Source organism: Halomonas sp. 5021 (assembly GCF_036663435.1).
Classification (GTDB): domain Bacteria; phylum Pseudomonadota; class Gammaproteobacteria; order Pseudomonadales; family Halomonadaceae; genus Vreelandella; species Vreelandella janggokensis.
In genome coordinates, this window is the sequence record NZ_JAXOVU010000015.1 from 67,590 (window position 1) to 93,620 (window position 26,031).

The 26,031-nt window shown below is 56.3% G+C and carries 28 protein-coding genes and 1 rRNA gene; 12 read left to right on the forward strand and 17 right to left on the reverse strand.

The features are described 5' to 3' along the window. Positions 1–28: 28 nt before the first annotated feature. Entirely contained in the window at positions 29–475 is a 447-nt protein-coding gene (locus R3F64_RS17390) for a hypothetical protein (protein WP_264827039.1), read from the forward strand. On the opposite strand, the gene R3F64_RS17395 is transcribed toward R3F64_RS17390, so the two are convergent. The 9 genes from R3F64_RS17395 to R3F64_RS17435 form a co-directional block, all read right to left on the reverse strand. Next, on the reverse strand, positions 472–1,152 hold the full coding sequence (locus tag R3F64_RS17395) for a SanA/YdcF family protein (protein ID WP_264827038.1): 681 nt from the start codon (positions 1,150–1,152) through the stop codon (positions 472–474). The two genes, R3F64_RS17390 and R3F64_RS17395, sit on opposite strands and share 4 nt — an antisense overlap. A 19-nt stretch (positions 1,153–1,171) precedes the next feature. Further along, positions 1,172–1,741 (reverse strand): putative Fe-S cluster assembly protein SufT, encoded by a 570-nt coding sequence (gene sufT / locus R3F64_RS17400; RefSeq protein WP_066317380.1) that lies wholly within the window; start codon positions 1,739–1,741, stop codon positions 1,172–1,174. Between the two features lie 8 nt (positions 1,742–1,749). Further along, a complete protein-coding gene (locus R3F64_RS17405) occupies positions 1,750–3,015 on the reverse strand; it encodes an aminotransferase class V-fold PLP-dependent enzyme (protein ID WP_268902256.1) in 1,266 nt (421 codons plus the stop codon). Between the two features lie 14 nt (positions 3,016–3,029). Next, positions 3,030–4,370 carry a Fe-S cluster assembly protein SufD gene (gene sufD / locus R3F64_RS17410; RefSeq protein WP_264827035.1) on the reverse strand — a complete coding sequence of 447 codons (1,341 nt, stop codon included), beginning with the start codon at positions 4,368–4,370 and terminating at the stop codon, positions 3,030–3,032. Continuing rightward, positions 4,367–5,116, reverse strand: a complete 750-nt coding sequence (gene sufC, locus R3F64_RS17415) for a Fe-S cluster assembly ATPase SufC (RefSeq protein ID WP_085919917.1) — start codon at positions 5,114–5,116, stop codon at positions 4,367–4,369. The genes sufD and sufC overlap by 4 nt, the downstream gene beginning before the upstream one ends. Positions 5,117–5,190: 74 nt before the next feature. Continuing rightward, positions 5,191–6,633, reverse strand: coding sequence for a Fe-S cluster assembly protein SufB (sufB, locus tag R3F64_RS17420; protein ID WP_085919940.1), 1,443 nt, complete (start codon positions 6,631–6,633; stop codon positions 5,191–5,193). A gap of 79 nt (positions 6,634–6,712) precedes the next feature. Then, complete coding sequence (locus tag R3F64_RS17425) at positions 6,713–7,177, reverse strand: SUF system Fe-S cluster assembly regulator (protein ID WP_264827034.1); 465 nt, start codon at positions 7,175–7,177, stop codon at positions 6,713–6,715. 268 nt (positions 7,178–7,445) lie between these two features. After that, on the reverse strand, positions 7,446–7,922 hold the full coding sequence (locus tag R3F64_RS17430) for a YbhB/YbcL family Raf kinase inhibitor-like protein (RefSeq protein WP_085919919.1): 477 nt from the start codon (positions 7,920–7,922) through the stop codon (positions 7,446–7,448). 91 nt (positions 7,923–8,013) lie between these two features. Next, entirely contained in the window at positions 8,014–8,391 is a 378-nt protein-coding gene (locus tag R3F64_RS17435) for a thiol-disulfide oxidoreductase DCC family protein (RefSeq protein WP_085919920.1), read from the reverse strand. A gap of 78 nt (positions 8,392–8,469) precedes the next feature. On the opposite strand from R3F64_RS17435, the gene R3F64_RS17440 reads away from it, so the two are divergent. Both R3F64_RS17440 and R3F64_RS17445 read left to right on the forward strand, forming a co-directional pair. Further along, entirely contained in the window at positions 8,470–8,931 is a 462-nt protein-coding gene (locus R3F64_RS17440) for a flavodoxin family protein (protein ID WP_199285106.1), read from the forward strand. Positions 8,932–9,031: 100 nt separating this feature from the next. Beyond that, positions 9,032–10,120, forward strand: a complete 1,089-nt coding sequence (locus R3F64_RS17445) for a histone deacetylase family protein (RefSeq protein ID WP_264827030.1) — start codon at positions 9,032–9,034, stop codon at positions 10,118–10,120. Between the two features lie 74 nt (positions 10,121–10,194). Here R3F64_RS17445 and fadA read toward each other — a convergent pair whose 3' ends face one another. Together fadA and fadB are read right to left on the reverse strand one after the other, a co-directional pair. Then, positions 10,195–11,373 carry an acetyl-CoA C-acyltransferase FadA gene (gene fadA / locus R3F64_RS17450; protein ID WP_442908839.1) on the reverse strand — a complete coding sequence of 393 codons (1,179 nt, stop codon included), beginning with the start codon at positions 11,371–11,373 and terminating at the stop codon, positions 10,195–10,197. A gap of 24 nt (positions 11,374–11,397) precedes the next feature. Next, positions 11,398–13,575 carry a fatty acid oxidation complex subunit alpha FadB gene (gene fadB / locus R3F64_RS17455; RefSeq protein WP_085919924.1) on the reverse strand — a complete coding sequence of 726 codons (2,178 nt, stop codon included), beginning with the start codon at positions 13,573–13,575 and terminating at the stop codon, positions 11,398–11,400. Positions 13,576–13,785: 210 nt separating this feature from the next. Here fadB and R3F64_RS17460 point away from each other — a divergent pair, with 210 nt between their 5' ends. Both R3F64_RS17460 and slyA read left to right on the forward strand, forming a co-directional pair. Continuing rightward, positions 13,786–14,940, forward strand: a complete 1,155-nt coding sequence (locus tag R3F64_RS17460; protein ID WP_199285102.1) for a DUF5924 family protein — start codon at positions 13,786–13,788, stop codon at positions 14,938–14,940. Between the two features lie 73 nt (positions 14,941–15,013). Then, the gene (gene slyA / locus R3F64_RS17465; RefSeq protein WP_264827026.1) at positions 15,014–15,466 is read left to right on the forward strand and encodes a transcriptional regulator SlyA; all 453 of its coding nucleotides are present in this window, start codon (positions 15,014–15,016) and stop codon (positions 15,464–15,466) included. On the opposite strand, the gene R3F64_RS17470 is transcribed toward slyA, so the two are convergent. Then, positions 15,446–15,979 (reverse strand): preprotein translocase subunit YajC, encoded by a 534-nt coding sequence (locus tag R3F64_RS17470; protein ID WP_264827025.1) that lies wholly within the window; start codon positions 15,977–15,979, stop codon positions 15,446–15,448. The genes slyA and R3F64_RS17470 overlap by 21 nt on opposite strands. A 146-nt stretch (positions 15,980–16,125) precedes the next feature. On the opposite strand from R3F64_RS17470, the gene R3F64_RS17475 reads away from it, so the two are divergent. Beyond that, entirely contained in the window at positions 16,126–16,578 is a 453-nt protein-coding gene (locus R3F64_RS17475; protein ID WP_085919928.1) for a universal stress protein, read from the forward strand. A gap of 51 nt (positions 16,579–16,629) precedes the next feature. Here R3F64_RS17475 and R3F64_RS17480 read toward each other — a convergent pair whose 3' ends face one another. Then, positions 16,630–18,546, reverse strand: coding sequence for an ATP-binding cassette domain-containing protein (locus tag R3F64_RS17480; RefSeq protein ID WP_199285101.1), 1,917 nt, complete (start codon positions 18,544–18,546; stop codon positions 16,630–16,632). Between the two features lie 160 nt (positions 18,547–18,706). Between R3F64_RS17480 and R3F64_RS17485 the strand changes: the two genes are divergently transcribed. Both R3F64_RS17485 and R3F64_RS17490 read left to right on the forward strand, forming a co-directional pair. Continuing rightward, positions 18,707–19,570: a TatD family hydrolase gene (locus R3F64_RS17485; RefSeq protein ID WP_264827023.1), complete on the forward strand. Its 864-nt coding sequence runs from the start codon at positions 18,707–18,709 to the stop codon at positions 19,568–19,570. Between the two features lies 1 nt (position 19,571). Beyond that, positions 19,572–20,051, forward strand: a complete 480-nt coding sequence (locus R3F64_RS17490; protein WP_085919931.1) for a hypothetical protein — start codon at positions 19,572–19,574, stop codon at positions 20,049–20,051. On the opposite strand, the gene R3F64_RS17495 is transcribed toward R3F64_RS17490, so the two are convergent. After that, the gene (locus R3F64_RS17495; protein ID WP_085919941.1) at positions 20,048–20,593 is read right to left on the reverse strand and encodes an elongation factor P hydroxylase; all 546 of its coding nucleotides are present in this window, start codon (positions 20,591–20,593) and stop codon (positions 20,048–20,050) included. The two genes, R3F64_RS17490 and R3F64_RS17495, sit on opposite strands and share 4 nt — an antisense overlap. Positions 20,594–20,717: 124 nt before the next feature. Between R3F64_RS17495 and R3F64_RS17500 the strand changes: the two genes are divergently transcribed. The 3 genes from R3F64_RS17500 (at position 20,718) to R3F64_RS17510 (ending at position 23,951) form a co-directional block, all read left to right on the forward strand. Further along, positions 20,718–22,157 carry an MATE family efflux transporter gene (locus tag R3F64_RS17500; RefSeq protein ID WP_332612802.1) on the forward strand — a complete coding sequence of 480 codons (1,440 nt, stop codon included), beginning with the start codon at positions 20,718–20,720 and terminating at the stop codon, positions 22,155–22,157. Continuing rightward, on the forward strand, positions 22,154–23,140 hold the full coding sequence (locus R3F64_RS17505; protein ID WP_268902261.1) for a DUF3080 family protein: 987 nt from the start codon (positions 22,154–22,156) through the stop codon (positions 23,138–23,140). The genes R3F64_RS17500 and R3F64_RS17505 overlap by 4 nt, the downstream gene beginning before the upstream one ends. A gap of 115 nt (positions 23,141–23,255) precedes the next feature. Then, complete coding sequence (locus tag R3F64_RS17510) at positions 23,256–23,951, forward strand: hypothetical protein (protein ID WP_085919934.1); 696 nt, start codon at positions 23,256–23,258, stop codon at positions 23,949–23,951. A gap of 44 nt (positions 23,952–23,995) precedes the next feature. Here the strand turns inward: R3F64_RS17510 and tusA are convergent, their stop codons facing one another. Further along, complete coding sequence (gene tusA, locus R3F64_RS17515; RefSeq protein WP_199285099.1) at positions 23,996–24,247, reverse strand: sulfurtransferase TusA; 252 nt, start codon at positions 24,245–24,247, stop codon at positions 23,996–23,998. Positions 24,248–24,275: 28 nt separating this feature from the next. Here tusA and R3F64_RS17520 point away from each other — a divergent pair, with 28 nt between their 5' ends. Beyond that, complete coding sequence (locus R3F64_RS17520) at positions 24,276–24,563, forward strand: antibiotic biosynthesis monooxygenase family protein (protein WP_066317450.1); 288 nt, start codon at positions 24,276–24,278, stop codon at positions 24,561–24,563. A 5-nt stretch (positions 24,564–24,568) separates the two neighbouring features. Here the strand turns inward: R3F64_RS17520 and rlmM are convergent, their stop codons facing one another. Further along, positions 24,569–25,639: a 23S rRNA (cytidine(2498)-2'-O)-methyltransferase RlmM gene (gene rlmM / locus R3F64_RS17525; protein WP_332612806.1), complete on the reverse strand. Its 1,071-nt coding sequence runs from the start codon at positions 25,637–25,639 to the stop codon at positions 24,569–24,571. 317 nt (positions 25,640–25,956) lie between these two features. Beyond that, positions 25,957–26,031, reverse strand: a 5S ribosomal RNA gene (gene rrf / locus R3F64_RS19460); the annotation flags it as partial.

Sequence of the window (26,031 nt, forward strand, 5' to 3'; positions counted from 1 at the left end):
TCTGCGTCACCGAAGGAGGTAGACGCTCATGTTTCTCGACAATCGCCAAGTGGCGATGGACAGCGCATTGGAAGCGCTGGCCGATAGCATTGATTATTTTCAGGACAATATAGAACGCCTGCGCCCTTCCCTGCGCGAAGCATTGAAGCCGCATTACGCTGCACGCCTAGAATCCATGCACCAGTTACAAGACCTGGCTCGGACACATCTGAAGATGCTACCCCGAGATGCTGACGTTGAGCGAGACGACTTTTTATGGCTCTGGAGCCGTCTGAAAAGTTTTGTCGGCAACGACAGTCAGGTGCTGATCAATGAGCTACTGGAGCAGGAACGTGTTTTGATGCAGGCGTTGTCAACGCTCTTCACTCATCCGCTACCCGCCCCCATTGAGCCGGTTATCGAAGATTGCATGAAGGGCTGTCGTCAGTTGATTCGCGAGCTATACGAACTGCAAAAACGCAAGTCACGAAGCTAATCAGTGCGCTCGGGTAAGGTTTGAATAGGCTCAGGTGGGCCTAGAAAGTAAGGCTCGCGTCCCCAGATATACAGATCACCGAGTGTTGCTACCCTGGCCGCCCACTCACGCATCAGCACGTGCCAGCCACCCGCTCCATCGCGCTCTTCAGCGACACAGCCCGTTACCTGCATGCCCAATGCCTGGGCGATGAAGATCGCCCTGGGTAAGTGCCAGTCCTGGGTAATCAATACCGCCTGGTCTAGCTGAAAAACGTCACGCGCTCTTGCCAGGGTGTCGTAGGTACTGAAACCGGCAAAGTCCATTGTCAACTGCTCAGGCGCTACGCCTCGGCGTGTTAAGTCTCGCCACATGGCCCGCGGTTCATTATAGGCCTGAGTACGATTATCGCCTGACAACAGCAGATGCTGTACCTTTTGATGGTCAACCAGTTGGGCCGCGGTGCGCATTCGCGCATGGAAGTGGGGGTTGCGCATACCGCTGCGTGTCCAGTTCGAGGTACCAAACACGACGCCTACCTCTGCGGGTACACACTGGGAAAGTTGTTCATGGATATAAGCGCTTGTTCGCCCCAGAACCCATAGATTGCCACCTACAAATAGCAATGTCGCCAGAAGCAGCAATGCTCCTAGCGACATTAACATGCGCGATATCCATCTGATCAGCAGTATACGCATCTAGAGCGCCATCCCGCCGTTAGAACATACCCAGCTCAAGCTTCGCCTCTTCGCTCATCATGTCACGGCTCCAGGGCGGGCTGAAGACAATCTCGGTATGCACCTTGCTGATCTGCGGCGCCCCCAGGATCTTGTTACGCGCGTCGGCAGCAATCACATCACCCATGCCACAGCCAGGGGCGGTCAGCGTCATACGAATGGTCACCATTCGTTCACCGCTGATCAGTCGCTCAATCCGGCAGCCGTAAACCAGCCCCAGGTCGACGATATTGACGGGTATCTCCGGGTCAAAGCATGTCCGCAACTGATCCCAGACGAACTGCTCGATTTCGTCTTCCGTGGCATCTTCGTGCAGCGTCGGTCGCGGCAGTGGTGGAAGTCCCAGCGCATCAAGATTACTGCCTTCGATCAAGAATAACCGACCCTCAAAACCAACGCTCACCGTGCTGCCCTTGGCCTGCATGACGCTTACAACGCTATCTTCCGGCAACTGTTCGGTACTGCCAAACGGTATCGCGATCGCCTCCACATCACGCTGAAGCGGTAAACTTTGTCCACGCTGCAAACTGGCTACTTGCTCGATATCCATAAACTCCCTTAGCGCACCATTCCGATCACGCGGTTGAGCGCCGCCACAAACGTCTCTACCTCTTCAAGGGTATTATACGCAGCAAATGACGCCCGGCACGTTGCGTCTACCCCGAAGTGATGCAGGAGCGGTTGAGCGCAGTGATGCCCCGTGCGGATTGCCACGCCCAACTGGTCGATCAACAGGCCAATATCCTGAGCATGCACCCCGTCAACCACGAAGGATAGCACGCCGGCCTTGTTCGGTGCGGTACCCAGAATACGTAATCCGTCCACCTGGCTGACCGCCTGGGTGGCATGATGAAGCAAAACGCCTTCCCAGGCACTAATCGCCTCGACCCCGACACCTTCCATCCACTCAAGGGCGCGGCCCAAGGCAATGACTTCGGCAATCGCCGGCGTCCCCGCCTCGAACTTGTGCGGAATAGCCGCAAAGGTAGTGCCGACGTCAAAGGAAACGGTGTCGATCATCTCACCGCCGCCCTGCCAGGGGGGCATCGCTTCCAGCAGCGCTTTTTTGCCATACAGCACACCAACGCCGGTAGGTCCGTAGACCTTATGCCCCGAGAAGGCATAGAAATCGGCATCAATATCCTGCACGTCAACCCGTTGATGCGGCGCAGCCTGAGCGCCATCAATGAGGATCAAGGCGCCAAACTGATGCGCCAGCGCTGCCATCTCTTTAACGGGGTTGATCGTGCCCAAGGCATTGGACACGTGATTGACCGCGACCAGCTTGGTGCGCTCGCTTAACAGCTCCCGGTAGGCGTCCATATCCAGCGCGCCATCTGAGTCGACGGGAATGACCTTGATGGTAAAACCACGCTCGGCTGCCAGCAGTTGCCAGGGCACGATGTTGGAGTGGTGCTCCAGCATCGAGATCAACACTTCATCCCCTGGATGCAACTGGTTACGCCCCCAGCTTTGCGCTACCAGGTTAATCGCCTCGGTGGTGCCCCGCGTAAAGATAATCTGACGCGCGTCTTCCGCATTGAGAAACCCTTTCACCCGCTGACGCGTACCCTCGAACGCCGCGGTGGCCTCATCCGCCAGAGTGTGCAGCCCACGGTGAATGTTGGCGTTATAGCGCGAATAGTAATCGCTGAATACGTCTATCACTGGCTGCGGCGTCTGGCTGGTCGCCGCATTGTCCAGGTAGATCAGCGCCTTGCCGTTAACCTCGCGTTCCAGCACCGGGAATTCCCGGCGTAGTGCGGTCAGGTCGTAGCGTGCGCTGTCTTGCTCCAAGGGCGTCTCAATCACGGTATGGGGCATCGATAGCTCCTTGATTAGTCGTTGAGCGAAACCGCTGCTTCTACCAACCCGGCGAGGTTAAAGCGCTCTGGCAATTTACCGGCGACGGCAAGTTCCACGCGCTCTGCCACGGCATCCAGCGCCACCTGATCCAGCACTTCACCGGCAAACGCCAGCGTCAGCAGGCCACGAGCGGTCGCTTCGTCGATTCCCCGGGTACGCAATGCGTAGATGGCTTCTTCATCGAGCTGGCCGGTGGTCGTGCCGTGGGAGCACTTGACGTCGTCCGCATAGATTTCAAGCTCGGGCTTGGCATCGATGTGCGCGCGGTCGGAGAGCAGCAGGTTCTGATTACTCTGGAAGCCTTCTATCTTCTGGCTGTCGCGCTTGACATACACCTTGCCGTTAAACACGCCATGGGCACGGTCATCCAGGATGCCCTTGTAGTTCTCGTTGGAGAACGTCAGCGGCGCATTGTGGTTGACCTTGGTGTGGTTATCGACGTGCTGGCGACCCTGGCCAAAGAACAGCCCGAGGAAATTGGTTTCCGCACCCTGGCCGTTCAAATCACTGATCAGGTCGTTACGCACCAGCGCACCGCCCAGATTCAGGTTGTAGGAACTGTACCGGGTATCGCGACTTTGCTCTACGTGGATACTGGCCACGTGCATGTCACCCAGCGGGGCTTCCTGAAGCTTGTAATGGTTCAGAATCGCACCACGGTCCAGCATCAACTCAGCCACCACGTTGGTGAAGTTTGTGGCATCGGTTTCGCCGGCATAGTGCTCAATCAGCGTCGCTTCGCTGCGTCCGCCCGCCTCTACCAGAATACGCGGATGACTCATCACTGGCGTACCGGCACGGGAAAGGAACTGTAGCAGGATTGGCTTTTCAACCACCGTCCCCGGTGCGATGCGCACCACGGCACCTTCTTCCATAAACGCCGTATTGAGTGCCGCAAAGGCGGAAAAATCAACGCTTGTCAGGCGACCCAGCGGCCCGCCAACAGCTTCATGGTTGTCGGTCAATGCCTTGGACAGCGGCAGCACCTGAACGCTATCGGGCAATGCGTCCAGATCAGAAAGCGCTGATGAAAACACACCGTCGACAAACGTCAGCCGGTAGGCATCCAGGGGCAGCGTCAATGCGGCTGCCTGAGCCTGAGAGAACTCGGCACTTTCCGCCAGGGCAAAATTGCCCTGGGCAATAGAGCGAACATCGGTGTATTTCCACTCTTCATCACGGCGAGTGGGAAAGCCAATGGCCTCGAAGCGTGCCGCGCCAGCCTGACGGCGAGCCGCGATCCAGGTCGGCTCAGCGTCGCGCTGTTGGCTACGCGCGTTCAGCGTGTCCAAAAACGTTTGCGTGTCGCTCATGCCACAGACTCCTCAATGCCTTCGTACCCGTTGGCTTCCAGCTCTTTGGCAAGCTCTGCATCACCGGTTTTGACAATGCGCCCGTCGACCAGGACGTGAACCTTGTCCGGAACGATGTAATCGAGCAGGCGCTGGTAGTGGGTAACCAGCAGAATCGCACGGTCTTCGGCGCGCAAGCTGTTAACCCCGTCGGCAACAACTTTCATGGCGTCGATATCAAGCCCCGAGTCGATCTCGTCAAGCATGGCGAGTTTGGGTTGAAGCACCAGCATTTGCAGAATTTCGTTGCGCTTCTTCTCGCCGCCAGAGAAGCCTTCGTTGACCGCACGCTGAAGAAAGCTGGCATCCATTTTCATCAGGCCAAGCTTCTCTTTTACCAGCTTCATGAACTCAGGCGCTGGCAACTCATCTTCACCCCGCGCGGCACGCTGGGCGTTGAGCGCTGCTTTGAGCAGGTAGATATTCTTTACCCCAGGGATTTCGACCGGGTACTGGAAACCCAGCAGCAGCCCTGCCTGGGCGCGCTCTTCGATTTCCATTTCCAGCACGTCCTGACCTTTGAAGGTAATGCTGCCCTGAGTGACTTCGTAACCATCCTTACCCGCAATCACAGCCGATAACGTGGATTTACCCGCGCCGTTAGGCCCCATCAGGGCATGCACTTCACCCTCGTTGATTGTGAGGCTGAGGCCTTTGAGAATCTCGCTGCCTTCGACGGTGACGTGTAAATCTTTAACTTCCAACATAGTAAAAACCCTTCAAATGCTTACAGATCGCTTACGCGACGCTCATAAAAGTTGTCTGGTACCGTAGCGCGCACTTAGCCTACCGCGCCTTCCAGTGTCACGTTCAGGAGCGCCTCGGCCTCGACCGCGAACTCCATCGGCAATTCCTGGAACACATCCTTGCAGAAGCCGTTAACGATCATGCTGACCGCGTCTTCCTCGGTGATACCCCGGCTCTGACAGTAGAACAGCTGGTCTTCACCAATTTTGGACGTGGTCGCTTCGTGTTCAATTTTGGCCGTGCTGTTACCTATTTCCTGGTACGGGAAGGTATGCGCACCTGACTTGTCACCAATCAGCAGCGAGTCGCACTGGGTAAAGTTACGGGCTCCTTTGGCGCGTGGGCCGATTTTCACCAGACCGCGGTAGGACTGATCGCTCTTGCCGGCAGAGATACCCTTGGCAACGATATAGGAGCGGGTGCCCTCCCCGATGTGGATCATTTTGGTACCGGTATCGGCCTGCTGGCGCCCATTCGTCACGGCGACAGAATAGAATTCGCCGATACTGTCTTTACCGCGTAGTACGCAGGAGGGGTACTTCCAGGTGATGGCTGACCCGGTTTCCACCTGCGTCCAACTGATCCGCGAACGCGCGCCGCGGCATTCGCCACGCTTGGTCACGAAATTGTAAATGCCGCCCTTGCCGTCTTCATCACCGGGATACCAGTTCTGGACCGTGGAATACTTGATATAGGCATCGTCCAATGCAACAAGCTCTACCACCGCCGCGTGCAGCTGGTTTTCATCGCGCATTGGCGCGGTGCAGCCTTCCAGATAGGAAACCTGAGCCCGGCTTTCACAGATGATCAGCGTACGCTCGAACTGGCCGGTGTTGGCCGCATTGATACGGAAGTAGGTCGACAGCTCCATCGGGCAGGTCACGCCTTCCGGCACGAAGACAAAGGACCCGTCGGTGAACACGGCAGAGTTCAACGCCGCAAAATAGTTGTCGTTCTGCGGCACCACGGTCCCCAGGTACTGTTTGACCAGTTCTGGATAATCGCGAATCGCCTCAGAAATCGAACAAAAGATCACCCCGGCTTCTGCCAATTGCTCCTTGAACGTCGTGGCGACCGACACCGAGTCAAACACGGCATCTACCGCAACACCGGCAAGCGCTGCCCGCTCATGCAGCGGAATGCCCAGTTTCTCGTAGGTTTCCAGTAGCTTGGGATCGACTTCGTCGAGGCTCTGGGGACGATCTTCGGGACGCTTCGGTGCACTGAAGTAGGAAATCGACTGGTAATCGATCGGCGGATAATTCAGGTGCGCCCAGGATGGCTCTTTCATTTCCTGCCATTTGTGGAACGCCTCCAGACGCCACTCCAGCATCCACTCCGGTTCGCCTTTCTTTTTAGAAATAAAGGCGATGGTGTTTTCGTCCAGGCCAGGTGGCAGGGTGTCGCTTTCGATATCAGTTACAAAGCCTTCTTTGTAATCGCGACGAACCAACTGTTCCATTTCTTCGGTTGCCATGGTCATACCCTCCGGGCAGTTGGGTGGCGAGGTTAGCTCGCCGTCAATAAGAGATAAGTGCCTGTATCGGTCATGCTGGTCATGCAGTAGCTGCCGATAGACTTATGCTTTGAATTGGTAGCTGTACGGGTAGCTTGATCGGCGTGGTATCGGCCAAATGTGCAAGCGTCACGCTTTCAAGCAGTGTGCGGATGGCAAGCGATACGCGCTGCCAGTTGTCCGCCACGCCACAGGTGGCCACGAGATCGCAGTCACCTTCTGCCTGACTGCACTCGGTCATTGCCACTGGGCCTTCAATCGCGGAGATAATGTCTGCCGCCGTAATCTGGGAAGCAGGCCGAGCGAGCCGGTAGCCACCCTGGGCGCCACGCTGTGATTCAAGAAGTCCTGCTTTTACCAGCATTTTGAGCGTTTTGCTTACCGTCGGATGAGGCAGCTGCACCGCATCGGCCAAGTCTGCCGCCGCATGTGACGCCTGTGGCTGACGAGCAATCTGCGCCATGACCACGGCGGCATAGTCTGTCAGCCGGGAAAGCTTAAGCATGTCGACTCCCATTAGCCATTGCATTTGGCCTGTCCACTCAATTGAGGACCATTTTAGTCCTGTATAAATTTGATGTGAAGCCCTTCTGCAAATTCCTTATCAAATAGCGCAATTTCCTGACACGTTCGCCGCTGATAACATCAAAAAAGCTAATCATTATCATTCAATAAAACTATCGAGATGCTGAGCGAAAAAAACCCGCGAGTAAATTCGCGGGTTTCGTCAAAAAACGATGGGAGAATGGTGCTCCCCGGTTACTATGGCAGCATCAGTCGCGCTGATAGGTGCCGACCAGTCGATTCATACCTAGCAGGTTCGGTTCAATTTCACGCAGCAACTCGGCGAGTGTCAGGCCCTCGGGCAAGGCCGTTTGATGGTCAAGCGCCAGCACCCAAAAATAATAATAATGCGTACCATGGCCTTCTGGCGGCATGGGACCACCATATCCCTGGTTGCCGAAGTCATTGGCACCGGCGGTACCCAGCGCCGTATTTTCACTCAGCTCGTTGAGATCGCCCGGCAGGTTATACAGCACCCAATGAACAAACCCGTAGGTGCCGTCTTTAACCAGCGGCGCATCGGGATCGTGGCACACAACGGCGAACCCCTTGGTACCGTCAGGTGCGCCCTGCCAAGCCAGTGCAGGCGATACATCATCTTGCTCGGCACTATGTTTAGCCGGAATCGCTTGATGATTCGCAAAAGCACTGCTGGTTACCTGCATTGAAGATAGAGCAAACGCCATAGCTTTCTTTCTCCTTGATCATCCAGTGAGAAGTGCCAAAAGCCTTGTCGAAAAGCGCGTCGTTGTCAATGTCATCAGGCGACAGAATGCCTTATTGGGGCGGCCAGCGGCCCTCACGCTCCAAGCGCTTCTTCACCCAGTGATCGTAGTAACGACGCAGCGCCTGCTTGATACCAGGCAAACCAATCAACCATGCCACGGGATAAAATAACGGTATACGCTGCATGAGTAATCGATAGGCATCAATACCCTCAATCATGCGCCCGTCACTCAGCTCGATATGCAACGATCGCAAAGCTGCTTCCGGCGCAATCCCCTTGTCGCGCAGAAGCTGCTGATGCTCGGTCACATCGAGCCAATCAATATCTCTGGCACGCTTGCCTGCCCAGCGTTCAAAGCGCCGTCGATCCTTGCGACAGCCAGGGCAGATCGCATCATAATACACATTGATCATGGCATTCGTGGGCATATAGGCTCTTGGAATAGGTTAACGCTTAGTGTGGCATGTCGCTGCAAAGACGCAAACCTCATCCCCACAGGTTAACTAATGAAACAACTACTTATTGTTGCTCATACCCCTTCACCGAATACCCAGGCGCTCAGTGATGCTGCCTATCGCGGCGCGACGCACAGCGACCTTGAAAACGTGCGATGCGTTGTCAAGACCCCTTTCGAAGCCGGTCCTGACGATGTAGTGGCCTGCGATGGCATACTGTTAGGTACCACGGAAAACCTGGGTTACATGAGCGGTGCGCTCAAGGATTTTTTCGATCGCAGCTACTACGGGGTCATAGAGGAAAAACAGGGCCTGCCATGTGCCCTGTACATTCGTGCCGGGCTTGACGGTACAGGCACTAGACGAGCGGTTGAGAGCATCGTTTCCGGCCTGCGCTGGCGCTGGGTACAGCCGCCACTCACCCTGCAGGGCGAGTGGCAGGATGATTTTGCCACCCAGGTGGAGGAGTTGGGGCTCTATTTAGCGTTTAGCCTGGATAATGGCATTGTATAACGCCGTCAAGCCTGCCTTACTATAAGCAACCTTTTTAGCGCTTGGGGTACCAACAAGTGACACGCCTGCACTGCGCGCGCCCTAACTCAGGTATATGACCATGCATAACGTTATCGCCTTCTATGATGATCGCGTCCTTGCCCACGAACCCAATATTGATGCCGATTTTCTACCTGACCGCATTGATAAACGGATTCGACAGCTGCTGTCGGGGCTCTCTGTTCCCTGGAAATACCCGGAACACCCCGGTCGGCTAAAAGCTATTCAACAGTTACTCAACAAAGCCCCAATCGAGGGGCTTGTCTTCGAAGGTGGCAAAGCTGCCACCCATGAACAGCTGGCCCGGGTGCACACGACCTCCTACCTGAGCGACATCTTCAATTTGAGAGGCAAGAATGCCTGGCTGGATGTGGATACCACCGCCGTGTCACCGGGCAGCGTGGACGCCGCCGAAGTCGCTGCCGGCACCGCCATTGCCGCCGTTGAGGCCGTCATGGAAAAACGTACCCGGAGCGCCTTTGCGCTCGTTCGCCCCCCAGGTCACCACGCCGAGCCCGTGCGCGCACGGGGCTTTTGTCTGTTCAACAATGTGGCAGTCGCGGCAGCGCATGCGCGCAGCGCTCTGGGGTGCGAAAGGGTCTTGATCGTCGATTGGGATGCTCACCACGGCAACGGCACCCAGGATATTTTCTGGGCCGAGCCCGACGTGATGTTTTTTGATATCCACCGCGCCGCGCCCTTCTATCCGGGTTCCGGCCATCTGCAAGACGTCGGCGCGGGCCTTGCCGAAGGCACCACCGTCAACGTGCCATTACCGGCGGGCGCCGGAGATGAAGCCTATCTCAAGGCGTTTCGAGACATCCTGGCGCCGGCAGCCGACTGGTTCAAACCCGATATCATTCTTGTCTCCGCCGGCTTTGACCCGCACTGGCACGACCTGGCCCTCAATGTTTCCTACGACGGGTTTGGTGCCTTGACCGGCTTTTTACAGCAGCTGGCCGAAAAACACTGCGACGGCCGCCTGGTCTTTGTGCTCGAAGGCGGCTACAACCTCGAATCGCTGGCCAACGGGACGCGCGCCGTCCTTGCCGTACTTGCCGGCCAGACAATCCCCGTCCCGGACAGCTGCGGTATTGCAGACGTCGAGGCAGCGGCCAATTTCCATCGCAGCGCCTTTCAGGCCGAATAGCCGATACCCCAAGCGCTTGCGGAAAAAAACGGCACCCCGAAGGGTGCCGTTTTACGCTCTGGCTAACGCCATGGTTATCTGAGGCGTTCAAATACCGTGGCAACCCCCTGCCCCATGCCGATACACATGGTGGCGAGACCGAGGGTGGTGTCGCGCTGCTGCATGACGTTAAGCAGCGTTGTACAGATGCGCGACCCCGAGCAGCCCAGCGGGTGCCCCAGCGCAATGGCGCCGCCGTGCAGATTGACCTTCTCGTCCATGGCATCCAGGAAACCCAGGTCTTTCAGGACGGGAATGCCCTGAGCGGCAAAGGCTTCGTTAAGCTCGACGGTCTGAATGTCGGCCGCGGAAAGCCCAGCGGCTTTCAGCGCCTTCTTGGAAGCAGGCACCGGGCCATACCCCATGATGGACGCATCACAGCCCGCCACACCAGTAGACAGTACCTTGGCAATCGGCTCGAGGCCCAGGGCCTGGGCACGCTCGTAGCTCATCACCGCCATCGCGGAAGCGCCCACCGATAGCGCCGAAGACGTGCCAGCGGTCACGGTACCATTGCGGGGGTCAAACACCGGCTTGAGGTTAGCCATTGACTCCATGCTGGCATCGGGACGGATCACTTCATCGTTCTTGACCATGACTTTGAAGCCTTGCTGGTCATGGCCTTCGACACCGATGATTTCGTTATCGAAGTAACCTTTTTCCATCGCCGCCTGGGCACGCTGGTGGGAGCGTACGCCAAACTTGTCCTGATCTTCACGGGAGACACCGTGCATTTTACCCAGTAGCTCGGCGGTCAGGCCCATCATCATAGCGGCTTTCGCGGCGTGCTTGCTGGCCGCGGGATTGACGTCAACGCCGTGGGTCATTGGCACGTGTTCCATGTGCTCGACGCCGCCGATGATGTAGAAATCCCCCATACCGGCCTTGATATTGGCCGAGGCGATATGCAGCGCGCTCATGGAAGAGCCGCACAGGCGGTTGACGGTCTGCGCCGGCACCGAGCGCGGAATGCCGGTCATGATGGCGGCGTTACGCGCAATGTTCATCGATTGTTCAAGCGTTTGGTTAACACAGCCCCAAATCACGTCGTCGACTTCTGAGGCATCCAGGTTGGCATTGCGCTGAAACAAGGCCTGCATGACGGCCGCTGATAGATTTTCTGCCCGCACGTTACGAAACGCGCCATTCTTGGCTTTGGCCATGGCGGTACGTACGGCGTCGACCACCACGATATCTCTCGGATTCAAACTCATCATATTTCTCCTGTACGTGGTGATTTAGGCCTGACCGTCGGCGGTATAAAAGCGTTCGCCATTCTTAGCCATCTGGCGCAGCTTGTCGGTGGGCGCGTAGAGCGGTCCCAACTCATCGGCCAGGCCTTCGGCCAGCTTGACGAACTCGGCCACACCCATGGCGTCAATGTAGCGCAACGCCCCGCCGCGGAACGGCGGGAACCCGATACCATAAATAAGCGCCATATCAGCTTCGGCGGGCGTCGCGACAATACCGTCTTCCAGGCAGCGCACGGTCTCCAGGCAGAGGGGCACCATCATGCGGGCGATAATGTCCTCGTCCGAAAACTCCTTGTGCTCTTTTACCACTTCTTTGACCAAGGTGTAGGCCGCTTCATCGGTGACTTTCTTGGGCTTACCCTTTTTATCCTCTTCGTAGGCGTAGAAGCCCTTGTCATTCTTCTGACCGAGGCGCTCATTGTCGTACATGACCTGGATGGCGGTCTTGCCGTCACGGGCCATTCGATCCGGGAAGCCTTCGGCCATGACCTCGTTGGCGTGAACCGCCGTATCCATACCGACCACGTCCAGCAGATACGCAGGGCCCATCGGCCAGCCAAACTTCTCCATTACCTTGTCGACGTGCTGGAAGTCGGCGCCTTGCTCGACCAGGAAGCTGAAACCACCGAAGTACGGGAACAGCACTCGGTTGACCAGGAACCCGGGGCAGTCGTTGACCACGATCGGCGTTTTGCCCATGGCACGCGCGTAGGCGACCGTGGCGGCTACCGCGGCATCCGAGGTTTTCTCACCGCGGATTACTTCCACCAGCGGCATACGGTGCACCGGGTTGAAGAAGTGCATGCCGCAGAAGTTTTCCGGACGCTTGAGGTTCCTGGCCAGGCGGTTGATGGAAATGGTCGAGGTGTTGGAGGTAAGAATCGTATTCTCGCTGACCATACCTTCTACTTCGGTCAACACGGCGTCCTTGACCTTGGGGTTTTCGACCACGGCCTCGACCACCAGGTCGACATTGCCGAAATCGCCGTAGGAGAGCGTTGGGCGAATATTGCTCAGCTTCTCGGCCATTTGCTCGGTGGTCAGCTTGTTACGCTCGACCTGCTTGGCAAACAGCTTGCGGGCTTCCTTGAGGCCCAGCTCGATGGCGTCATCCTTGATATCTTTCATCAGGATGGGCGTGCCTTTCGAGGCGCTTTGATAGGCGATACCGCCGCCCATGATACCCGCGCCCAGCACCGCCGTCTGGTTGACCGGCTGCGCCTGTTTCTCGTACTGGCTGCCTTTTTTCTTGACCACCTGGTCGTTGAGGAACAGACCCACCAGGTTGAACGCCACGCTGCTCAGCGCCAGCTTGGCAAAGGCCTTGGCCTCGATCGCCTGAGCGCGACCACGTTCCTCACCAGCGCCCTTCTGGATTACCTTGATGGCTTCGACCGGCGCGGGATAGTGCGGCCCCGCCTTGCCTGCCACGTAACCCTTGGCGGTTTCAAACGCCATCATCTGCTCGATGGCATTGAGCTTGAGCGGGCTGGTCTTTTCGTCGCGGCGCGCTTGATAGTCGAGCTCGCCGGCATTAGCGCGGTCGAGGATATCCAGCGCGGCGCTTTCGAGCAGCTCATGGGCGACGACGGCATCGACGGCTCCCATCTTGAGCGCAGCGTCCGCACGATTTTCCGTACCGCCGGCGATCCATTCAATCGCATTGTCGGCGCCGATCAGCCGCGGCAGACGAACGCAACCACCCCAGCCCGGCAGAATGCCCAGCTTGGTTTCCGGCAGGCCAATCTTGGCCTTTTCGCTCATCACACGGAAATCGGTGGTCAGCAGTACTTCGCAGCCGCCGCCCAACGCCAGCCCGTTGATCGCCGTGACCGTGGGGAAAGGTAAATCTTCAATGGCGTTGAAGATGTCATGAACCTTGAGGTTCATTTCCACCAGGTACTCTTCGCCTTTATCGAACAGGGTGTGGAACTCGGTAATATCAGCACCGACAATAAAGGCTTCTTTGGCACTGCCAATGACCAGTCCCTGCAAACCGGCTTCTGCCTGAAGGGCTTTTACCGCTTCTCCCAGCTCTGTCACCACGGCGCTGGACAGCTTGTTGACGGACTCATCTTTCAAATCGAAAGTGAGCGTTGCGATGTCATTGCCACCCTGGGTGTCACGACGCTCCACCGTGATGGCATTGCCTTGATAGATCATCCGCGCTCTCTCCACAAGTTCGGGTGGTCCCAATCAACGGGACGCACCTCGCATTTCATACGGTCGTTTGATTGCGTAAGCTTGGTTGAGTTACCCAAGAACGTCAAGCCCTGACTTTTGGCTAATTCTATAAACTTCTTCGACCAGCGCTCCCCGCCGGGCGTTCGGACTGTTAGGATCACGGCTCGTTGATCATCCGGGTTATTTTATATGGGCACGCTGCTCACACAGGCGCGCATCGCCGCTTTGCAATCATTTGTGGAACGACTCGTCGTTCGTTTAAAACCATGGAGCTGGCTGTGGCCCCCTTTAGCTTTTGCGGCTGGCCTGGGCAGTTTCTTTCTTGTGGATCGCCAGCAATGGCTGGGGGCAGCGCTGGCATTGGGGCTTTTGTTCGCCTGGCTGTTGCTTCTCTCAGAAAGTCTGGTCGGTCGCTGGCTTGCCCGTCGAGGCTATCCCACCCTACCCAAAGGCGTTGCCTCGTTCATCGCCCAGATGATCCACCAGGAAACGCTATTTTTCACACTGCCGTTTATTTTGATCACCACCGTATGGAACAGCGGCCAAAGTCTCTTCTCACTTTGCGTCGTGGCCATGGCGGTGCTGTCGATTATTGATCCTCTGTATTACAAGGTTGCTGGCCGCTGGCGCAGTGCCTACTTCATGTTCCATGCGCTGTGCGTGTTTTTGGTGGTGCTGGTCACGTTGCCGATCATGCTTCACTTAACCACCGGGCAGAGTTTGCTACTGGCCATTGCGACCATGTTGGTGGTCGCAATACCCAGCTTTTGGCATCTGCTGAGGCAACGCTCATTCAGCGGCTGGTTTCCGTTACTCGCCATGATGTTAATAGTGGCGGGCCTGGCCTGGTTCGGGCGCGCCTGGGTGCCACCAGCCAGCTTATGGATGACCGGCACGGCGTTGTCACCGGCCCTCAATATTCAGCAACGAGAACCCCGCGGCTCCATTGCCTTGACCCCCCAGGCGGTTAAGCAAAACGGTCTTTATGTGTATACCGCCATTCGTGCCCCACGGGGGTTGAGTGAAACGATTTCCCATGTATGGCATCAAAATGGTGAACAGCTGGACGTCGTCGATCTGGATATCAATGGCGGGCGGGAAGAAGGTTACCGAGCCTGGAGCCACAAGCTGAACTTCCCCGAGAATCCATCTGGCCGCTGGCGGGTGGATATCATGACAGACAGCGGCCAGCGGTTAGGCCTGATCCGGTTTACCGTCAGCGAAGATACCGAAAAGGCGACGATGGCAGATAGTGACATTCGGCCGGCGGGTTTGAGCAGGTTGAATCTTCAGCGCTTTATCCCTGGTCGTGATCGAGACGTTGACCAAACCGACGCAGAGTAGTGATCGTGTCTTGCATTCATCGCTCGAGATTATGACAATCCGTCTATTCATTTTGACTGGTAACTAGCAGATCATGGCATCATCAATTGGTTTTCGCATTGCTCGCCTGCCCCATCTATGGCGTTCCATACTGGATCGCCGCCTGGCGCCGCTTGGCCTCACACAGACGCGTTGGGTGACGCTTTATCATCTGTGGCGCCTGGGCGACGGCCAGCCGCAATGTGACTTGGCACGGGCCATAGGTGTCGAGGCTCCCTCCTTGGTTCGGACACTCAGTCAGCTCGAAGCCCAGGGCCTGGTGGAGCGGCGCGCTTGCGATAGCGACCGTCGCAGCAAACGTATCCACCTGACAGATGCGGCCATGCCACTGCTTGAACAGATTGACAATGTGGCAAAGGAAGCCCGCAAAGAAATGTTCGAAGGTCTCTCGGAGGAGGATCTGGAACAACTGGGTGAATGGCTGGAACGCATTGAGCAAAACGGACTGGCCATTCAGGCGCGCGATCTACAGGAAGCGGCTTCCTGACGAGGGTGGTTCTTGAGGAAGGCTATCTGCCTGGCCCGACATTTGATCGCGTAGCTGATTAAAATCATCCAGATAGGTATCAAAGCGCGAGGCATTCTGCGATTCCCACCACCACAGCGTCAGTGAATTGGGCGTTGACTCAAGCACCAGCGCATCCAGTGGCAGGCGTTCCAGCAGCGCTTTAAGTGGCGCTTCAGCAGCACCGGGAATGGGCCTTAGTGGTGCTATGCGCCAGCGCCACCCTGCATGGTAGGGCTCGAGTTCCTGGCTGGCGTGCTGGTCGCGGACGAGCACGAAATCAGGCCCGGGTTGCTGCTGGGGGTAGTACCAGCGGTAAGCAGGCATGGTGCCTCTGAACCCATGAAGCGGTGGCTTTTGCTGCTTGATCGTTACCCCTTTTCGGCTGGCGTGCAGGCGCATGGCCATGGTTCTCTTTTGTCGTGGGCTCGGTTTTAGCCACATCACCGGCGCCAAGACAAACAGCATGATAAACACAATAATCAACCATTCCATTTCTACATTTCCTTCAAACTGAGCCACACTTGAATGGAGAGTGCATAAAAACCATGATCCAGGTCGTTGTTAAGATGAGGCACGCCACTTAAAGTAGAGAGCATTAGATACAGAAGACTGCTTGTTACTCACTGAGGAGATAGGCCATGAGCTATCACCATATTCTGGTTGCCGTCGACTTGACCAAAGACTCTAAGAAAATTCTGGATCGGGCCATCGCGATTGCCGAGCGTAATGACCGCGCCAAAATTTCTATCATGCACACGCTTGAACCCCTGGGATTTGCTTACGGCGGCGATATCCCGATGGATTTGACCAGCATTCAGGACCAGCTTGACGATCACGCCAAGAAACGCCTGGCCGACATAGCGGCTCCCCACATTGCCGAGGCAGATCAACACGTGGTGGTCGGTATGCCGGATACTGAAATCCATCGCTTTGCTGAAGAGCACGGCGTTGACTTGATTGTCGTCGGCTCTCACGGACGCCATGGGTTTGCCCTGTTGCTTGGCTCCACCTCTACCGGCGTACTGCACGGCGCACAGTGCGACGTACTGGCGGTTCGCGTAGGTAAAAAAGGTGAAGAAAGCGACGAATAATGCCTTATGCGTTTGAAGGTGCCGGTGATGCCGGCACCTTCAGCAGGCTGATTATTCACCGTTGGCCATCGCTTCCAGTGACATCCAGCGTTCCATGGCCGCATCTAGCGCTTGCTGCGTCTGCTCTAACGCCTGCAGCTTGGTCGTCACGTCGCTAGCGTCCTGCTGGTAGAATGCCGGGTCGGCGGCTTCCTGTTCCAGTGCTTCCACATCGTTCTCCAACCGCTCTATCTCGGCAGGTAACGCATCAAGTTCACGCTGTAGCTTATAGGAAAGCTTGACTGGCTTTTGCGCCGGAGCAGCGGTTGCGCTGTGCTTTTCTTTAGCCGCCGTTGCAGTCGGTTCGGTGTTCTGCCTTGCCGCCCCTTCCCAGGGAGCAGGTGGCAATTTGCCGCCCTGCCGAATCCAGTCGGTATAGCCGCCGACGTATTCGCGAACCACGCCCTCACCTTCGAACGCCAGCATACTGGTGACCACGTTATCCATAAAGGTCCGGTCATGGGACACCAACAGCAGCGTTCCTTCGAAATTCAGCAGCAGCTCTTCAAGCAGCTCCAGGGTTTCCATATCCAGGTCGTTGGTTGGCTCATCGAGCACCAGCACATTGGCCGGCTGGGTGAACAGCTTGGCCAGCAACAGCCGATTTGACTCACCACCCGAGAGTGCTTTTACCGGCTGACGTACGCGGTCAGGCGTGAACAGGAAATCCTGGAGATAGCTCATGACATGGCGGTCTTTGCCACCGACACTGACCCGATCACTCCCTTGCGCCACGTTATCGTAGACCGTTTTCTCCAGCTCAAGTCCTGCGCGAAGCTGGTCAAAGTAAGCCACCTTAAGGTTGGTGCCCAACTGAACAGTACCTTCTGTGGGCTCAATCTCGCCTAACAATATCTTGAGCAGCGTTGTTTTGCCGGCCCCGTTACGCCCCAGAAAGCCAATTCGATCGCCGCGCATCACCTCAAGGTTCAAGTCGCGGATGATGGTGTCATCGCCGAACCGCTGACTGACGCCTTTCAGCTTGACGACGCGCTTGCCGGTCCTTTCTCCGCTATCCACCGACAGATTGGCCGTTCCCTGACGCTCACGGCGCTGACTGCGCTCGCTGCGCATCGCCTCAAGCGCCCTGACCCGGCCTTCGTTACGCGTCCGGCGTGCCTTGATGCCCTGACGAATCCAGACTTCTTCCTGCGCCAGCTTTTTATCGAACTCGGCGTTTTCCCGCGCTTCGACCTCCAGTTCGTGCTGTTTACGCGCCTGGTACTCAGCATAGTCACCGGGATAGCGCCCAAGCTTGCCACGATCCAATTCCAGAATATGGGTCGCCAGCTTGGAGAGGAATGCCCGGTCGTGGGTAATCAGCAACACCGCGCCGTTAAACGCTAGCAACTGCTCTTCCAGCCAGGCGATGGTGTCCAGATCCAGGTGGTTGGTCGGCTCGTCAAGCAGCAGCAGGTCAGGCTGGGCAACCAACGCCCGGGCCAATGCGACGCGGCGCCGCCAGCCACCGGAAAGTGCGCTCATCTCGGCTTCCGGAGGCAGCCCCAAGCGCGTCAGCACCACGTCAATCTGCTGATGGAACGACCAGCCATCAATCGCTTCCAGGCGGGTTTGCAAGGTGGCCATGCGGTTCATGTCGGGATCAGGGTCATTGATCAAATGCTGGTATTCTGACAGTAACTCTCCGGCCTCTGGCAGCCCTTGCGCCACCATGTCAAAAATCGTCATGCCGGAAGAGTCGGGCAGCTCCTGGGCCAACACGCCAATCTTCAAGCCAGGTGCCCGCCAGATTGAGCCGTCATCAGCCTGGATATCGCCGGCGACCAATTTCAGCAAGGTAGACTTACCGGTGCCATTGCGACCGACTAGCGCCAGCCGCTCGCCTCTCTCAACCGTGAGATCGGCGCGGTCGAGAAGTACCTGGGTGCCGTAGGCAAGTTGCAGCTGTTCAAGTCGTAACAGGGTCACGCAGTGTCCTCCTTCATTATGAGGCGCACAGTGTAACGCATGCGCGGACTGGGCGGACAACGTTAATAAGGCACAAATTCCTTATGCCTCGAACCACCGATAGCCGTCAGCTGACGCGTGGCGTTACAATGGTCCATTTACGACTTAAGGGGAGTACCGCTTGGGAACCGCTTATATCGATGATTTTTTACCCGACGCACTGCAGTTCCGTCCGAGCGCGCCGCTGGTTGATATCGGGGCCAACCTGACCCATGAAAGCTTTGGGCGGGACCTGGAAGCCGTCATTCAACGGGCGCAGGCAGCCCAGGTAACCACAATGATCGTTACCGGCACCGACATTGAGCACGCCGAGCAGGCTGTTTCTCTCGCGCAGCGTTTTCCAGGCCTCTACGCCACCGCCGGGATACACCCCCACGATGCAAGCCAGTGGAATAACGCGATAGCGGGTGAAATGGCCAGGCTGCATGCAAGGCCGGAAGTTGTTGCCGTGGGTGAATGCGGGCTTGATTTCAATCGCAATTTCTCGACGCCCCGTGAACAGGAGCATGCGTTTGAAGCACAGCTTGCTCTGGCGGCTGAGAGCGGTTTACCGCTGTTTCTGCATGAGCGGGACGCCGGCCACCGAATGCGCGAGATGCTGCATGCCTGGCGTGATGAAATCAGCCAGGCCGTGGTGCATTGTTTTACCGCCGACCGCGATACGCTATTTGGCTATCTCGATCTAGACTTGCATATAGGCCTGACGGGCTGGATTTGTGACGAGCGGCGCGGCCATCATCTACGCCCCTTGGTGGGTGAGATACCACTTGACCGGCTGATGGTGGAAACCGATTGCCCCTATTTGCTGCCGCGTAACCTGCCGGCAAAACTTAAAGGGCGCCGCCACGAACCTGCCCTGCTGCCATGGATTGTCAGGGAAATTGCCGAGTCCCGAGGCATCAGCGAGGCTGACATGGGGGCTGCCACCACACAGACCGCCCAACGTTTTTTCCGCCTTCCCACGGAATCTTTAAAGGAGTACTAGCGTGGCCGATTATCCAGGGTTTATTGCCATTGAGACCGGTGAAGATGATGGCCTCCCCCTAGCCATTGCCTGGTCGCTAACCGATGGTCGAGTTAAACAGACATTGATTCACCCGGACGATAGCTGGATCAAGGAAGATACCAATGCCATGGGTGCCTACAGCATCGAAGAGCTGGAGAGCCTGGGGGTCAGCCCCCTTGAAGTGATCCGTGAGCTTGAGAACGACCACTTTTCCACGACGCTATATACCAGCGATAACGGCGATGACGAAGCCGCTCTGGCACGCCTCTTCGACACCTATGGACTGGACCCTTTTGTGGAGCTGGCGCCGGCATCGGCGCTCTATCCTTCCATTACGCCTGGCGAATGGCACCGCCAGCGCCGAGAAACGTTCAGCGAGCTGGGGCTGGAACCCATGCGGCCCGAGCATGAATTGGAGGTCATGCTGTCTTTGCATCAGAGGCTGACCGAGGACGATTAAGCGCTCGCCATTGAGTCCGCTTGGTCCAGCACGGCATGTCCATGGGCCACGGCCTCGGTTAACGTACCCTGGTGGCGATAATAACGCGCCAACGCACAAGCAAAGGCGTTGGCGCGCACTGGCAGGCCTTCTTCCTTGTAGCGTGCGGCACGCTGGGACACTTTTTCGGCAAATGCCTCACGGTCAACCGCGGCATCGCCACCCAGGTTATCGACGCTGACATGAAATTCACGTCTACACGCCTCGGCAAACAGCGACTCCAGCGCTTGTGGGCCTACCTCAGACTGCTCAAACGCCCGCTGTTGTTCAGCGTCCCGGCCATCAGGCAAATACCAGTAACCATAGTCTTCTTTTTGTCGACGCTCGGCGCCTGCAATACACCAATGACTGATTTCGTGTAACGCACTGGCAAAAAAACCATGAGCAAAAATAATTTGATGATAAGGCGTCTTGTCATCGGCCGGTCGATAAAGGGGCTCCTCGTCACCTTTTACCAAGCGGGTTTGGTAACGTTCGAAAAAGACGCCATCAAATAATGCCATCACGTCGTCGAGCGTCCATTGCGGTTGGGTGTTACTCACATTAGCCTCATCTGCAGCATAATTTTGCTCAGTATACCTGCTAATCTAGCGAGCTTTGAGGGCCGCTTTGCTCAGGAGTTAACCCGTGGGTCGTGTGTTGGAAAAATTCAGTCCGGTCGACTGGCTTGAAACGCGCCAACTTGTTCGTCTGGCCCTTCCCATCTGTGGCGCTCAGTTGGCCCAGGCGGGGATGAGCGTGGTCGATGTCATCATGACAGGTCGCCATGATGCCACTGCGCTGGCTGCTGTCTCGGTGGGGTCCAGTCTGTGGATGCCGTTAATGCTGTTCATGACCGGCACACTAATGGGGCTGACGCCCATTGTCGCGCACCTGCTGGGCGGACAGCGCCACAACGCTATTCGCCCAGCGGTGCACCAGGGACTTTGGGTTGCCATCGTACTGGGGCTTTTGGCGGCACTGCTGCTTTGGGTAAGCGTACTGCCCATTTTCGAGTTGATGGAAGTGCCGACGCAGGTGGCACACTCCTCCGCTGCGTATCTTGCCGCCGTCGCCTTTGGCATGCCGGGCATCGCCCTTTTCCAGGCGCTCAGGGCTTTTTCGGATGGCATGAACCATACCCGGCCTGCCCTATGGATCAGCCTGGTTGGCTTAGCTGTCAACATACCTGCCAACTATCTACTGATTAACGGTGGCGACGGCTTGGTCAGCCTGCTAGGGCCATGGTTACCTGATACAGTACAACAACTACCTGCCCTGGGTGCGCTGGGATGCGGTATCGCCACCGCGCTGTCCATGTGGACCATGGCGATCGCGATGAGCCTTTACACCCACTACACCGATCACTATCACGGCATCTCATTGTGGCAGCGCTTATCGCTTCCCAATAGGCATGGCATCCAGGAACTACTGGTGGTCGGTGTCCCTATTGGCGTGGCCATTTTCGTCGAAGTTACCCTTTTCACGCTAATTGCATTATTTATCGCCAGCTTTGGCGAAGTCACCGTCGGCGCCCACCAGATCGCTCTTAGTTACACCACCATTCTGTTTATGCTCCCCATGTCGCTCAGCATGGCGCTAACCGTCCGTGTCGGTAATACGCTAGGCAAACAACGCATGTCGCATGCCCGCCGTGTGGCCTGGAACGGTATTATTATCAGCGTCATTGTCGCCGCATTAAATAGCCTGTTGCTATGGATAACGGCCGCTCCTGTCATTGCACTCTACACGTCCAATCAAGCCATACAGACACTGGCGCTCTCGATTATTGCCCTGGCGGCTATTTTCCAGCTCTCCGATTCGCTTCAGGTGAATCTGGCAGGCGCCCTCAGAGGTTATAAAGATACGCGGATCGTCATGGCCATTACGGTATTGTCATATTGGCTGGTGGGCCTTGGCGGGGGTCACTGGCTGGCCACACGAGGACTCGGCAATGTCCTTGGCCCGCTGGGTGTGCATGGCTACTGGATCGGCTTGATTGCGGGCTTGAGCACCGCTGCCTTCCTTCTGGCTTGGCGGCTACACGTTATAAGCCGACGCACCTCTGCTATCAAGGAGTCAGCATGAAACGCTTTAACTGTATATGGGTGTTGCCCTTGACGCTGCTCGGCTGCACAGACCCACATCAAGCCGAGGCGCCTTGGGAGGCTTACCACCAGCAGCTTGAAAGCGCACTAGCAGACGGGCCTGTCGAGACGCGCTCACCACCTAATATCGGTGCATTTCCGGCTCGTGAAGCACGCCTGTTCGACATCGACGAAACCCGCGACTCATTGCTCAACGTCTATGCCTTACGCGAATGCGAGATCACATCCCTGGTAGCCGCCCGCAATAATCAACTGGGCAAAGTCGCTCCCCCCAGCCAGCAATGGCTTTATGAACGAACGCTGTGGCAACGTTTAACATTATGCTGGACAAGCGATGTTCCTGAAACGCTGAGCTCAGAAAACCGTGAACGACTGAACAAGCTGATGAGTACCAAAACAGCGCAACTTCCCTATGTCAGTTGGAATGCCATTTTTGACTCTGACGAATGGACCGACAGTTTTGCGCGGGCCAGTCATCCTCTGAAGATCGACGCCATACCGTCAATTGAGCCCCAGCTTGAAGCCGTACGCTACTTGCAGCAAATGGTGGAGCATCAATTCAGTCTCGCTTGGCATCAGGACTCATCAAGACTGGAGGAACAGCTTAATACGCTACGGGCGCGCCCATTGACTGCCGAGATGTTGCGCACGCTCATGCTGGCCTCTCAACGGCTTGAAGACGCTAGCGAATACCTGAATGAGCATGCCACGCCAGACGAAACCTGCCTACCCCGATGGAACAAGCAACGTTTGGCTGCACTGTCTGACGCTGCCCAACAATGGTTAATCGCGGTCAATGGCTTAATTAATCAATACCCCATCGTGGTGCCTGAAGCAATACAGGCTTACCAGTCCAGATGGTTATCACTGCAGGCGCCCGATGCGCCCTGGCAACGCTATCAGGCCACCATAAAATCCCATGAACGCGCCAGGGCTCAATTTTCTAATTGCACGCCTAATTAAAACGTCGTTTACCCTTAACCTTCAGGCCAACCTGTGCTATTGGTGATGTATGCGGCGAACAGATGCACGTCTGGTTTGCTAATGTCGTGGCCACGCAGTACGAAGGAGGGACTCTATGGGCGCACCCCTGTCACCCCGCTCTGCCCAGGTCATCGACCTGGATTCTGTACGTCAGCGTCAACTGGCGCAAAAGACCCTTGTGCGTCTAGCGCCAGAGCTGGATGGGTTGGAAATGGTATATCAGTTGGCGTCGGATCCGGACAGCTATTATGGGATGCCCCTGCTTGCCTGGGGTCTCAGGGAAGACGGCAATGTCGTCGGTTTAGTCCCGTGGATGGAACAGCTAACCGATTGCCATGAACTTCATCGCCATGAAGATGGCCGATTTATCGGCTATCGCGACCCTGAAACGGAAGAAATCTTCACCTCCCCGCCAGACCACAAAGCCGATGAGCTTGCCTCCGCCGCGGAGTATTTCGAATACGAACCCTCGGGTGATATCACTCTTATCCAGCAATTGCCCGATACGTTAGGCACCCATGCGTTATGCATGAACCAGCCCAATAGCCCATGGCATATGAAGCCCGTCTACGGCTGGCGCCTTTATAGCGACGGTAGCGTTGATGCACTGCTTGCTGATGAAGATAGGGCAAAAATGACACCCATCTTGCTGGGGGATGACTGTCTTTACAGCGCAAAGTCGATGCATCAAAGTGTCTACTTTTTTCAGCGCCATATTGCCAATCGTATTCTGGAAGAAGACCCCGCTACCCTTGACGCACTGGCCATGGTCGTTTTGCCACAGAAATAAGGGGCTCACGGGTTATCAAACTAACCCGTGCGGCCAGACATCGGCTATGCCAAGCGTATAAAGTACCAATATTGGTCAGAATCTGAAGTTTGCTGCAATAGCTCATGGCCTAGAAATTGACAGAACTTGGGCACATCGCGGGTAGTTGCTGGATCTGTTGCAATGACCTTCAATACATCGCCAGAGGCCATGTCGCGGACTTTATTGTGCATCAGCATAATCGGCTCAGGGCAATAAAGGCCACTGGTATCCAGTAGCGCATCGTGATGTGGCACATCCTTTATAATCTCAGACATTGATACCCTCGGAGTTGAGACTTAATCCATGATCAAAATCATCATTGAACGGCGTATTATGCCCGGCCTTGAAGAAGAGTATGAACAAGCCGCCCGCGAGGCCATGCGGGCTTCATTGGGCGCTCGCGGCTTTGTCGGCGGCGAAAGTCTTGTTGAACTTGGCCACACGGACCGTCGTTTAATGATTACCAAATGGCGCGACCTGCGTGCCTGGAATGAATGGCACCACAGTGAAGCGCGAGCCAACGCGATGCAGCAAATTCTACCGCTTCTGACAGAAGATGAAACAATTCGAATTTATGAAGCCAGTTACTAATGACGTCAATGCTTCAGTCTTACGTGCACTGTCACTTCTTCACGGTCATGGTAGAGATGACGACACGCAATATCTGCCGAAACGCTTGCCTGGGATAATGAGTTTTCTAACATCGCCAGGCAACGTGATACCTCTTCCCAGCGCTTCTTCATTGGCAGCTTGAGGTTAAAAATGGCTTCGCGGCACCATTTTCGCGTTAACCATCGCTCTACCATTGCCAAGACACGTACCGGTTTATCAACAATATCGCATACCAGCCAGTCCAGACGCTGCGGGGGCTCCCAGGTAAAACCATCTTCCTTTAGGTGATCAATTTGCCCTGTCGCCATTAACTGCTTATCCATGGGCCCATTATCAATAGCATAAACGTACATACCTCGTTGAACGAGCTGCCATGTCCACCCCCCTGGCGCCGCGCCCAAATCAGCCGCCTGCATATGATCCGCCAGACGCGCATCCCATTCCTCACGGGGTATGAACTCATGCCACGCCTCTTCCAGTTTTAGCGTGGAACGGCTGGGCGCACGTGAAGGTGAGCGGAGACGACGAATACCATTGATCAGCTCGCTTCTGTTGCCGGGAAAGCTCATCCCCAGCTGTACACGATCACCCTCCGTCCAGAAGATATGCAGCCGACGCCCACCGGCTTTCCGCCTTAACGCCCCCCGTTTTTTCAACATGCTTTCCAGCGGCCTGGTCAGCGCCTTGATCAGCCCCGCCAGCGCTTTACCATCGTTGGTATCCGGCGTTTCGTGCCAGATCTCTTCAAAACTCCAGCGGCTGGCTTTTATCTGTTCCAAGACCGGCGTCAAACGGTCATCACGGGATAGCGCCAGTGCCGGTAGAGCCGCCAGGCTCTGCCGCGCGAAAATCAGCCTGTTAAACGCGGCCTGGCGATGCAGGTCGTTGATCGGCTCACCATCGGAACGGGTTAAACTTACCCATCCTTCACCATAGGACGGTACACAGTTAACCTCATTTAAGGCGGCGTGATGCTGCAGTTCTGACAGTGCATCATGCTCGAATCCAGGACGGCAATAGACTAACCATGACGTAGGTACCGCTTCACTCACCACTTCACCTCAAATTTACCCATCACAAACGGTATCAGCCGCTGGTTGATTTCATCGACGCGCATCATAGCACTTATAAGACTCGATTTATTTTGTTTGCCCCATAACAAAAACCCCCGAGCACGATGTGCTCGGGGGTTTCTGCAGTATAGGTGCCTGACGATGATCAGGGCGGCTCTCCGCTACTTTACTCGTCTCATCCTGAGACTCGCCCTTCGGGCCCGCTAAAGCGGTTCCCGTTTGTTCCCGACAAACGGGTCCATGGGGAGACCCCTAAAAACAAAGCCCCGACCAAATGGCCGGGGCTTCGTTAAATAAGTGCCTGACGATGACCTACTCTCGCATGGGGAGACCCCACACTACCATCGGCGCGAAGCGGTTTCACTGCTGAGTTC

Excerpts from the sequence above, each read along its gene's own strand:
- tusA (WP_199285099.1), bottom strand. The coding sequence starts at position 24,247 with ATGTCTGAGATTATAAAGGATGTGCCACATCACGATGCGCTACTGGAT.
- R3F64_RS17390 (WP_264827039.1), top strand. The coding sequence starts at position 29 with ATGTTTCTCGACAATCGCCAAGTGGCGATGGACAGCGCATTGGAAGCG.
- sufC (WP_085919917.1), bottom strand. The coding sequence starts at position 5,116 with ATGTTGGAAGTTAAAGATTTACACGTCACCGTCGAAGGCAGCGAGATT.
- fadA (WP_442908839.1), bottom strand. The coding sequence starts at position 11,373 with ATGAGTTTGAATCCGAGAGATATCGTGGTGGTCGACGCCGTACGTACC.
- fadB (WP_085919924.1), bottom strand. The coding sequence starts at position 13,575 with ATGATCTATCAAGGCAATGCCATCACGGTGGAGCGTCGTGACACCCAG.
- sufT (WP_066317380.1), bottom strand. The coding sequence starts at position 1,741 with ATGGATATCGAGCAAGTAGCCAGTTTGCAGCGTGGACAAAGTTTACCG.
- R3F64_RS17435 (WP_085919920.1), bottom strand. The coding sequence starts at position 8,391 with ATGCCCACGAATGCCATGATCAATGTGTATTATGATGCGATCTGCCCT.
- sufD (WP_264827035.1), bottom strand. The coding sequence starts at position 4,370 with ATGAGCGACACGCAAACGTTTTTGGACACGCTGAACGCGCGTAGCCAA.
- sufB (WP_085919940.1), bottom strand. The coding sequence starts at position 6,633 with ATGGCAACCGAAGAAATGGAACAGTTGGTTCGTCGCGATTACAAAGAA.
- R3F64_RS17430 (WP_085919919.1), bottom strand. The coding sequence starts at position 7,922 with ATGGCGTTTGCTCTATCTTCAATGCAGGTAACCAGCAGTGCTTTTGCG.
- R3F64_RS17445 (WP_264827030.1), top strand. The coding sequence starts at position 9,032 with ATGCATAACGTTATCGCCTTCTATGATGATCGCGTCCTTGCCCACGAA.
- R3F64_RS17425 (WP_264827034.1), bottom strand. The coding sequence starts at position 7,177 with ATGCTTAAGCTTTCCCGGCTGACAGACTATGCCGCCGTGGTCATGGCG.
- R3F64_RS17460 (WP_199285102.1), top strand. The coding sequence starts at position 13,786 with ATGGGCACGCTGCTCACACAGGCGCGCATCGCCGCTTTGCAATCATTT.
- R3F64_RS17475 (WP_085919928.1), top strand. The coding sequence starts at position 16,126 with ATGAGCTATCACCATATTCTGGTTGCCGTCGACTTGACCAAAGACTCT.
- R3F64_RS17510 (WP_085919934.1), top strand. The coding sequence starts at position 23,256 with ATGGGCGCACCCCTGTCACCCCGCTCTGCCCAGGTCATCGACCTGGAT.
- slyA (WP_264827026.1), top strand. The coding sequence starts at position 15,014 with ATGGCATCATCAATTGGTTTTCGCATTGCTCGCCTGCCCCATCTATGG.
- R3F64_RS17440 (WP_199285106.1), top strand. The coding sequence starts at position 8,470 with ATGAAACAACTACTTATTGTTGCTCATACCCCTTCACCGAATACCCAG.
- R3F64_RS17520 (WP_066317450.1), top strand. The coding sequence starts at position 24,276 with ATGATCAAAATCATCATTGAACGGCGTATTATGCCCGGCCTTGAAGAA.
- R3F64_RS17405 (WP_268902256.1), bottom strand. The coding sequence starts at position 3,015 with ATGCCCCATACCGTGATTGAGACGCCCTTGGAGCAAGACAGCGCACGC.
- R3F64_RS17395 (WP_264827038.1), bottom strand. The coding sequence starts at position 1,152 with ATGCGTATACTGCTGATCAGATGGATATCGCGCATGTTAATGTCGCTA.
- R3F64_RS17495 (WP_085919941.1), bottom strand. The coding sequence starts at position 20,593 with ATGGCATTATTTGATGGCGTCTTTTTCGAACGTTACCAAACCCGCTTG.
- R3F64_RS17470 (WP_264827025.1), bottom strand. The coding sequence starts at position 15,979 with ATGGAATGGTTGATTATTGTGTTTATCATGCTGTTTGTCTTGGCGCCG.
- R3F64_RS17505 (WP_268902261.1), top strand. The coding sequence starts at position 22,154 with ATGAAACGCTTTAACTGTATATGGGTGTTGCCCTTGACGCTGCTCGGC.